General features: G+C 67.3%; 9 protein-coding genes, 1 tRNA gene and 1 pseudogene. 5 read left to right on the forward strand and 6 right to left on the reverse strand.

Annotation, left to right across the window (positions count from 1 at the left end):
• The 4 genes from hisD to DYI24_RS16740 all read right to left on the reverse strand — a co-directional run.
• The coding region (gene hisD / locus DYI24_RS16725) for a histidinol dehydrogenase (RefSeq protein WP_164573106.1) at positions 1-1012 on the reverse strand (1012 nt) is incomplete at its 3' end.
• Positions 1013-1136: 124 nt separating this feature from the next.
• The gene (locus DYI24_RS16730; protein WP_164573107.1) at positions 1137-1592 is read right to left on the reverse strand and encodes a DUF2948 family protein; all 456 of its coding nucleotides are present in this window, start codon (positions 1590-1592) and stop codon (positions 1137-1139) included.
• Positions 1593-1611: 19 nt separating this feature from the next.
• Positions 1612-2901, reverse strand: a complete 1290-nt coding sequence (gene murA / locus DYI24_RS16735; protein ID WP_164573108.1) for a UDP-N-acetylglucosamine 1-carboxyvinyltransferase — start codon at positions 2899-2901, stop codon at positions 1612-1614.
• A gap of 149 nt (positions 2902-3050) precedes the next feature.
• Positions 3051-3341, reverse strand: coding sequence for a DUF3551 domain-containing protein (locus tag DYI24_RS16740; RefSeq protein ID WP_164573109.1), 291 nt, complete (start codon positions 3339-3341; stop codon positions 3051-3053).
• A gap of 239 nt (positions 3342-3580) precedes the next feature.
• Here DYI24_RS16740 and DYI24_RS16745 point away from each other — a divergent pair, with 239 nt between their 5' ends.
• Positions 3581-3868, forward strand: a complete 288-nt coding sequence (locus tag DYI24_RS16745; RefSeq protein WP_164573110.1) for a hypothetical protein — start codon at positions 3581-3583, stop codon at positions 3866-3868.
• 63 nt (positions 3869-3931) lie between these two features.
• Here DYI24_RS16745 and DYI24_RS16750 read toward each other — a convergent pair whose 3' ends face one another.
• The gene (locus DYI24_RS16750; RefSeq protein ID WP_164573111.1) at positions 3932-5623 is read right to left on the reverse strand and encodes an FAD-dependent oxidoreductase; all 1692 of its coding nucleotides are present in this window, start codon (positions 5621-5623) and stop codon (positions 3932-3934) included.
• Between the two features lie 32 nt (positions 5624-5655).
• On the reverse strand, positions 5656-5865 hold the full coding sequence (locus DYI24_RS16755; protein WP_164573112.1) for a hypothetical protein: 210 nt from the start codon (positions 5863-5865) through the stop codon (positions 5656-5658).
• Positions 5866-5939: 74 nt separating this feature from the next.
• Here DYI24_RS16755 and DYI24_RS16760 point away from each other — a divergent pair, with 74 nt between their 5' ends.
• The 4 genes and pseudogenes from DYI24_RS16760 to DYI24_RS16775 all read left to right on the forward strand — a co-directional run.
• Positions 5940-6386, forward strand: a complete 447-nt coding sequence (locus DYI24_RS16760) for a nuclear transport factor 2 family protein (RefSeq protein ID WP_164573113.1) — start codon at positions 5940-5942, stop codon at positions 6384-6386.
• A gap of 186 nt (positions 6387-6572) precedes the next feature.
• Positions 6573-6647, forward strand: a tRNA-Thr gene (locus DYI24_RS16765).
• A gap of 195 nt (positions 6648-6842) precedes the next feature.
• Positions 6843-7232, forward strand: coding sequence for a hypothetical protein (locus DYI24_RS16770; protein WP_164573114.1), 390 nt, complete (start codon positions 6843-6845; stop codon positions 7230-7232).
• A gap of 127 nt (positions 7233-7359) precedes the next feature.
• Positions 7360-7740, forward strand: a pseudogene (locus tag DYI24_RS16775) (DUF2130 domain-containing protein); the annotation flags it as partial.

Below are 7740 nucleotides of genomic sequence, written 5' to 3' on the forward strand. Positions count from 1 at the left end.
CTTCCGGATCGGCGGTCATGATCTCGAGATGCTCGGCCGCGATCGCGTTGGCGAGCGGGATCGCGTCGTCGAGCTTGGCGACCTTGATGATGGCGCCGAACTCGTCCCACGAGGCGCGCGCGATCTTGACCCGCGACAGCGTGTTGAGCTGCGCCGCGACCGCACGTTCGACGTCGGCGGCGAGCACGGCGCTATCAGTAATCAGAATCGATTGCGCATTGGTGTCGTGCTCGGCCTGCGCCAGCAGATCGGCCGCGATCCAATCCGGATTGGCGGTCTTGTCGGCGACGACGACGACTTCCGACGGGCCGGCGATCATGTCGATGCCGACGCGGCCGAATACCAGGCGCTTGGCAGCGGCGACATAGGCGTTGCCGGGACCGACGATCTTGGCGACCGGCTGAATCGTCGCGGTGCCATAGGCCAGCGCAGCCACCGCCTGCGCGCCGCCGATGCGGTAGATCTCGGTCGCACCGCCGAGCTTGGCCGCAGCCAGCACCAGCGGATTGAGCGTGCCGCCGGGCGACGGCACCACCATCACCACACGCTCCACCCCGGCGACCTTCGCCGGAATCGCATTCATCAGTACCGACGACGGATACGCCGCGGTGCCGCCGGGCACGTACAGGCCAACCGCCTCGATCGGGCTCCAGCGCCAGCCGAGTTCGACGCCGAGCGGATCGGTGAAGCGGTCATCCTTCGGCAATTGCCGGCGATGAAAGAACTCGATGCGGTCGCGCGCCAGCTTCAGCGCGTCGACAGTCTCGGAATCGCACGCCTTCACGGCGGCTTCGACCTCGTCCTCGCTGATCCGCATGCCGGCGGCATCCAGCGTCAGCCGGTCGAACTTCTCGGTCGCCTCGAGCAGGGCTGCGTCGCCGCGATGCGCCACATCGTCGACGATGGCGCGGGTGGCGGCCTCGATATCCGCCGCGACCTCCCGCTTCATCGCCAGGAAGGCTTTGAATTTGGAAGCGAAATCGGGACTGGCGTTATCGAGACGAAGGGGCATGTCGATTGATCCGGCAGGCGGCTGCGGCGGGGCGGCCTCTGCTCAATGGCGCGGCGCCTTACCGCCGTCAACCCTCATAACCTGCGGGGTTTGGCGGACACCGCGGAGCGACCCTGCAGCGCACTCAGCCGAGTCCACCGAGGTTTTCCGGCGGAGCCTCGCCATCGCCGACGCCGAGCGCGTCCGGACCGAGATCGGTCAGGGCGCATTCGAGGCATTCGACGTCGAGGCGCAGCATGCCGCCGCGGGAGAACATCAGCACCACGCTGCCGCCGGGCGGCTCCGGCGCGGTGTAGAATTCGAGGCCGATCAATTCGAGCGCCTCGTCCTTGGAGCTCATATCGATCGCGCGCGACTTGCAGGCCAGCACGCGCTCGAACCGCAGCGCCGCGATCAGGCGGCCGGGGACCGGTTCACCCGACAGCGTCTGCTCCCAATCGAGCCGGTGCAGGCCGATCACCAGGCGCTTCTCGGCCTGGCGCCAGACGATGTCGCCGATCTCGACCCGGGCGTCCTGCACATGCGCGGAGATCACCGCGAGATCGTCAGGATCGAAGGCAAGCAGCTTGAGATCGCCCACGGCCGGCCCCTTCGCGGCATCAGCCGCTGATGCGCTCGATATTGGCGCCGCAGGCCGACAGCTTCTCTTCGAGCCGTTCGAAACCGCGGTCGAGATGATAGATGCGGTTGACCATGGTCTCGCCTTCGGCGGCGAGCGCCGCGATCACCAGCGACACCGAGGCACGCAGGTCGGTCGCCATCACCGGCGCGCCGCGCAGCCGTTCGACGCCGTCGATGGTCGCGGTCTCGCCGTCGAGCGAGATCTTGGCGCCGAACCGCGCCAGCTCCTGGACGTGCATGAAGCGGTTTTCGAAGATCGTCTCGGTGATGTGCGACGCGCCCTTGGCGCGGGTCATCAGCGCCATCAGCTGCGCCTGCAGATCGGTCGGGAAGCCCGGGAACGGCGCGGTGGTGACGGTCACCGGGCTGATGCCGGCGCCGTTACGCGAAACCTTGATGCCGTCGTTGTTGACCGTGATGGTGGCGCCGGCCTGGCTCAGCACATCGAGCGCCGCCTGCAGCAGCTCGGGACGGGCACCGGAAAGCTGGACCTCGCCGCCGGCCATCGCCACCGCCATCGCATAGGTGCCGGTCTCGATCCGGTCCGGCAGTACGGTGTGACGTGCGCCGTGCAGCTTGGCGACGCCCTCGATGGTGATGCGCGGCGTGCCGGCGCCGGTGATCTTGGCGCCCATCTTGTTGAGGCAGTCGGCGACGTCGACGATCTCCGGCTCGCAGGCAGCGTTGTCGATGATGGTGGTGCCCTTGGCGAGCGCCGCCGCCATCACCGCCACATGGGTGCCGCTGACGGTGACCTTGGGGAACGTGATGGTCGCGCCTTTGAGGCCGCCCGGCGCCTTGGCGATGACGTAGCCGCCGTCGATCGTGATCTCGGCGCCGAGCTTTTCCAGCGCCATGATCAACAGGTCGACCGGCCGGGTGCCGATCGCACAGCCGCCCGGCAGCGACACCTTTGCTTCATGCATCCGCGCCACCAGCGGCGCGATCACCCAGAAGCTGGCGCGCATCTTCGACACCAGATCATAGGGCGCGGTGGTGTCGACGATGGTCTTGGCGGAGATGTGCAGGGTCTGGCCCTGATATTCATGATCGCCTGGGCGCTTGCCCGCCGCCATGATGTCGAGCCCGTGGTTGCCGAGGATCCGCTGCAGCAGCGCGACGTCGGCGAGGCGCGGCACATTGTCGAGAATCAGGGTCTCGTCGGTGAGCAGGGCCGCGATCATCAGGGGCAGCGCTGCGTTCTTGGCCCCCGAAATCGGGATAGTGCCCCGCAACTCGTTGCCGCCGATGATCTTGATCCGATCCATGCCGATTCCCGCTGATTTGCTGTGGAATTATACGGCAGGAGCGCCGCCCGTGGCAAAAGCGTGGAATTTGAGGCGATTTCAAGGGCGGGGCGGTCGCGGCAGGCCCTGGATGGCCTGCCGGCTTTGTCGACGTGGGGCCGAAATCCGCCTTACCAGCGCTGGCCGTAGGTCCGGTAGTCGCGGTGGCGCGGCTCGCGGAACGCAGCCCGCGGGTTGACGATGCAATCGGCCAGCCGGCCGGAGGCAGCGGCCCGGCACTGCCCATATGAAGCGTAATTGCAGTCGCCCGGATAGCCGTAGCCGGGCGAGGTCAGGCAGTATGGATAGTTGCGCGCTTCAGCCGGGGTCGCCGCCGAGAACAGACCCGTTCCGGCCAAAACGGCGGCGAACGCGAGGGCGGCTGTGCGCGGCGACGCGCCACTCTTCAATTTCGATAGCATTCCTTGATCCTCCGTGATCTGCCGCACCAACCGAGCTTCGGCTTTGTCGTTCCTGTCCGGCGAATGGTTCGCAGCACCGTGATAGCAGCGCAAGCTTCGGCCGCCGCCCCGCATCACGTTTTGATACCACGAGTTTTGCCGATGTGACCGCATTCCGTCGTGCGCGCCGGAACGACGACGCTAGGCTGCGGTTGGTGAGCCAGTCGGTGCGATCGCACCATTCACCCGATGGAGGTTCTATGACATCCCGACTGACTCGATTGACTGGTGTTGCCGCTGCCGCGCTGCTGGCGACCACGATGGCCGCGGCTGCGCAGAGCCAGACCGATTCCCGCGGCAACGCGATGGGCTCGCAGAACGTCGGCAACGGCGCCCCGCACACCGGCACAATGGCCCCCGGCGCCACCACCGGCATGGGCGGCAAGGGCATCAACGGTGCCAATCATCCCACCCCGTCTTCGACCCAGGGCGACACCGGCCCGCGCGGCAACAACAACGGCACGATCAGCGGCAACGCCGGCCGCTAACCGCTCAGGCGGATCGGATTACTTCAGAGCCCTGGCTTCGGCCGGGGCTCTTTTCGTTGGGAATCAACCGGCCAGATAGCTGTGCAGCGCGGCGACCACCTGGGCGCCCTCGCCGATCGCGCCGCCCACCCGCTTCACTGAGCCGGACCGGACGTCGCCGACCGCGAACACGCCGGGCACCGAGGTCTCCAGCGCCTGCGCTGGCCGCTGGCCTTCATCCGCCGAGGGCGCGCCGGTGACAACGAAGCCGGCGCGATCCAGCGTGACGCCGCAGCCGTCGAGCCAGCCGGTCGCCGGATCGGCCCCGACGAACAGGAACAGATTGCTCACCGCCATGGTGCGGTCCTCGCCGGAGAGCCGGCTGCGCAGTGTCGCCTGCCTCAGGCCGGTTTCGGGCGAACCATCCAGCGCCACCACTTCGGTGTTGAACACCAGCTCGATGTTCGGCGTCGATTCGATCCGCTCGATCAGATAGCGCGACATGCTGGCCGCAAGCCCGCCGCCGCGAACCACCATGTGCACGCGCGCGGCATGGCCCGACAGAAAGACCGCGGCCTGCCCGGCCGAATTGCCGCCGCCGACCAGGATCACGTCCTGCTGCTTGCACAGCCGCGCCTCGATCGGCGAGGCCCAGTAGTACACGCCGCGGCCTTCGAACTCGGGCAGCCGCTCGATTTGCGGCCGGCGATAGCGCGCACCGCTGGCGACCACGATGGCGCGGGCCCGCAGCTCGCCGCCGTCGTCGAGCGCCAGCTTGAAGGTGCCGTCGTTGCAACCACAGACCAGCGACTTCACCTCGGTCGGGATCATGATATCGGCGCCGAATTTCTGCGCCTGATTGTATGCGCGCGCGGTCAGCGCCATGCCGGAGATTCCGGTCGGGAAACCGAGATAGTTCTCGATCCGCGCGCTGGCGCCGGCCTGGCCCCCGAACGCGCGCTGATCGCACACCGCGACCGCCAGCCCCTCGGAAGCGGCGTACACCGCGGTCGACAGCCCCGCCGGCCCCGAGCCGACGATCGCAACGTCGTACAGCTTGGAGCGGTCGATGTGGCCGTTCATTCCCATCGCCCGCGCCAGCTCGGACTCGCTGGGGTTGCGCAGCACGGTGCCGTCCGGGGTCACAACCAGCGGAAGATCGCGCGGAGTGGGCGAATAGCGGGCCACCAGTTCGGCGGCGTCGTGATCGGTGGCAGGATCGAGCAGATGATGCGGCCAGCCATTGCGGGTGAGGAAGCCCATCAGCCGCACCGCATCCGACGCATTGGCCGAGCCGATCAGCACCGGGCCGCCGACGCCGCCTTGGATCAGATTAACCCGGCGCAGGATCAGCGCCCGCATGATCCGCTCGCCGAGATCGGCCTCGGCGACAAGAAGACCGCGCAGCCGGTCCGGCGGAATCAGCAGGCATTCGACCTCGCCCTCGGCGATGCCGTCGACCAGCGCGACGCGGCCGGACAACTGGCCGATCTCGGCGAGGAACTGCCCGGGCCCCTGCTCGGCCACCGGGGTGATGTGGCCGAGGCCGTCGCGCTGGCTGACCGCGACATGGCCGGACAGCACCACGAACATCCCCGGACCGGGCTGGCCGGTCTCGAACAGGCGCGCGCCGTCGGCATAGCGCCGCACCTCGCCGAACCGCCGGATGCGATCGATCTCGGCCGGCGTCAGCTCCGGAAAGGTCTGATCGTGGCGATCGACCGGCCTGACCTGAGAGGCATCCGGCCGGTCGTTCTCAGAACTCGAATCCGCCATGCCTGTGCCTCTTCGCTTGGTCGCGCCGGTTGTCAGTCGCCGCCAGCATTACCGCGCTGGCTGGCGGTATCATGACCGCCGGTATCCGGCGTGTCTTGCACGATCGCGACAGGGCGCGGGGGCTCCGGCTCGGCACGGCCGCGGGCCTGCGCTTTGCGGCGTTTCAGATTGGCGCGCAGCGCCTCGGCCAGCCGCTGCTCGCGACTGGAACCTCGCGGGGGCGAATTCTGCATATCGGCCATGGTGAATACTGCTGAACTCTCGGTTCCATTGTTCGACATAATGGTTTCGGCATGTTGCCGCGAGTGAGACAGCCATGACAATCGAGGTTTCGGGGATCGCCCCGGCTGCGCAGCGCACGCTGGCGGTCTGGCACGACGTGTTCGTCAGCCGGGACTGCGACCGGATGCGGCCGCTGCTCGCCGAAACGGTCGTGCTGCATTCCCCGGTGGTGCGGTCGCCGATCGTTGGCCGCGCCGCCTGCCTGCTGGTTTTGTGCACCGTCTCCAGCATTTTTCAAGGGTTTCGCTACCATCGCACCTACGTTGGCGGTTCACAGGAGGTCGCACTGGAATTCAGCGCCGCGATCGACAGCTGGGATCTCAAGGGCATCGACCTGATGCACTTCAACGACGACGGCGAAATCGCCGAGTTCGAGGTCGTGATCCGCCCGTTGCGGGCGCTGTCGGCGCTTGGCGAGGAAATCGGCCGCCGCATCGGACCCCAGCTCGTGCAGATCAAGCGCGGCGATCCGGTCCGCTGACCCTGGTTGGCGAGGGCTAGAACCCGCCAGCCGGCGAGCGGCTCGGATGCTGCGACCAATTCGCGAACCTTATGGCCGGTTTTTCCCCGGCATCCGGCGCGATCCGCTTGCGCCGGCGGATGCCCTGTGGCAAGGAACGGCCGCGCCGCGCGGGAGCCCCACTGGCTGATTCCCCGCCCGGTCGATGCTGCCGTAGCTCAGTGGTAGAGCACTCCCTTGGTAAGGGAGAGGTCGACAGTTCAATCCTGTCCGGCAGCACCAGCGTTTTGTAGGCAGCCGTCTCAGGCTCGGTCACTCCCCAAACATCTTGAACACTTGGCGCGCTCGCTTTCGCGGGCTTGCATCGGCGTTGGCGATGGCGGGGACACTGCGGGGCGAATATGCCGATGCGCATTCCGATTGAAATTCGCCCGTGAGTAGAATTTCATACGGCTTTGCCGCTGGTGGATTGCCGAGATGTTTCAGCTGTTTTCACGCGCCAAAACCGCCAACCAGTTTCGGGCCCGCAACGCGGCGCGGGACGCGGAGACCGATGCGGCGCGGGTCGGGTCGATCGTCGGCGCGATTGAAGCGGCGCTGCTGGCAGCGCAGGCCGAACATGCCGGACTGAGCGAGCGGCTCCACGACGTGCTGGCGCGGGCGGCGATCACCGTAGGCACCGAGACCGACGAATATATCGACCGCGCCCCCGAGGACACCGCACTGCAGAACCAGTTCAGCACCGAAATCGCCAATGGCGAACGCCGGCTGCGCGAACTGGAAACCAGCATGGGCCACTACCAATTCCTCAAGACGGTGCTGGCGACGCGTTTTCCCGAACACGCGGCCGCCGACGGCGCGAAATAGCCCGCGAGGTCGCCCAACCGAGCCGACGGCTCACCGGTGAGTTCCGCGCTCTTTCTCCGTGAACATTCCATGAACCTCGGCTAGACTCCGCCGCATCGCTCCCCGAGCCACGAGATTCGCGAATCCCATGACCGATCTGACCATCACCTGCCCGAACTGCGCCTCATCGGTGCCGCTGACCGAGTCGCTGGCAGCGCCCCTTTTGAAGGACACGCAGGCCAAATACGAGCGGCTGATCAAGCAGAAGGATCAGGACATCGCCGGGCGCGAGCAGGCGCTGCGGGCGCAGCAGGCGGAGGTCGAGAAGGCCAAGGCGGCAGTGGCACAGCAGGTCGCCGACCAGGTGACGGCGGCGCGGGCGCGGATCGCCGCGGAGGAAGCCGCCAAGGCGAAGCGTCTCGCGGAAAACGATCTGGCCGACAAGGCGCGGCAGCTTGCCGAGCTGCAGGACGTGCTGAAGAGCCGCGACGCCAAGCTGGCCGAGGCACAGCAGGCACAGGCCGAGTTT

The sequence above is a fragment of the Rhodopseudomonas sp. BR0C11 genome, assembly GCF_010820945.1.
GTDB lineage: Bacteria > Pseudomonadota > Alphaproteobacteria > Rhizobiales > Xanthobacteraceae > Rhodopseudomonas > Rhodopseudomonas palustris_H.